This is a genomic window from Microcoleus sp. AT9b-C3, from assembly GCF_036705485.1.
Taxonomy (GTDB): domain Bacteria; phylum Cyanobacteriota; class Cyanobacteriia; order Cyanobacteriales; family Microcoleaceae; genus Microcoleus.
Genome location: NZ_JAUBUR010000030.1, coordinates 1 through 1,243, shown reverse-complemented (window position 1 = coordinate 1,243; position 1,243 = coordinate 1). Strand labels below are relative to the sequence as shown.

At 51.2% G+C, this 1,243-nt stretch carries 1 pseudogene; it reads left to right on the top strand.

The features are described from left to right. Positions 1 to 1,243, top strand: a pseudogene (locus QUB77_RS23290) (DUF4347 domain-containing protein); the annotation flags it as partial.

Genomic DNA, 1,243 nt, shown 5'->3' with positions numbered 1-1,243 from the left:
AGCCCAGTATCTCAGCCGATGGGCGTTATGTGGTGTTTGGGTCTGAGGCCTCCAACCTGGTGACAGGGGACACTAACGGCACGAGTGACATTTTCTTGCGGGATACACTGAACAACACCACCACCCGCCTCTCCCTTGACTCCGCTGCTGCTGAGGGAGATAGCGAGTCCTATCAGCCCAGTATCTCAGCCGATGGGCGTTATGTGGTGTTTGGGTCTTATGCCTCCAACCTGGTGACAGGGGACACTAACGGCACGGATGACATTTTCCTGCGGGATACACTGATGAACACCACCACTCGCCTCTCCCTTGACCCCGCTGCTGCTGAGGCAAATAGCGACTCCTATGAGCCCAGTATCTCAGCCGATGGGCGTTATGTGGTGTTTGCGTCTGATGCCTCCAACCTGGTGACAGGGGACACTAACGGCACGGAGGACATTTTCCTGCGGGATCGCTATCCCACCATCACCCGTGTCACCTCCACTACCCTAGATGGTCTCTATGGTATTGGCAAAACCATTAGCATTACCACGGAATTTGATGTTCCTGTTACTGTCGTGGGCCAACCTAAACTGCAACTGGAAACCGGAACTACCGACCAATATGCTACCTACAGCAGTGGTAGCGGCGGTAAAACCCTCACTTTTAACTATATTGTCCAAGCGGGAGACGAGTCCCTTGACCTAGAATCTCTGACCATAAATGCCCTCACCCTCGATGGCGGTACGATTCAAGATATTGGGGGACTTAATGCTATATTAACCCTCCCCACCTTGGGTTCAGCCCTATCCCTGGGAGGGAGTAAAGCCCTGGTCATTGATGGTATCGCCCCCACTGTCACGATTAACCAAGGAAGTAGTCAAGCAGATCCGACGACAAATAACCTGATTAACTACACCGTTCAATTTAGTGAACCCGTGACGGTATTTGATGCTACTAAAGTTACCCTAGGTGGAACGGCCGGAGCCACCACCGCCGACGTGACAGGAGGTGGTACAACTTACAATGTGGCAGTCAGTGGTATGACCCAAGCGGGTACTGTGATTGCTAGTATTAATGCCAATGCGGTTACGGATATAGCTGGGAACCCTAACACAGCAGTCAGTACCAGTACAGATAACCAAGTTACCTTCACTAAAAATACCCCTCCAGTTGTCGCTAGTGCGATTACCGATAAATCCGTTACGGTGAACACAGCATTTAGTTATACAGTACCAGCGGGTACATTTACCGATGCTGAAAA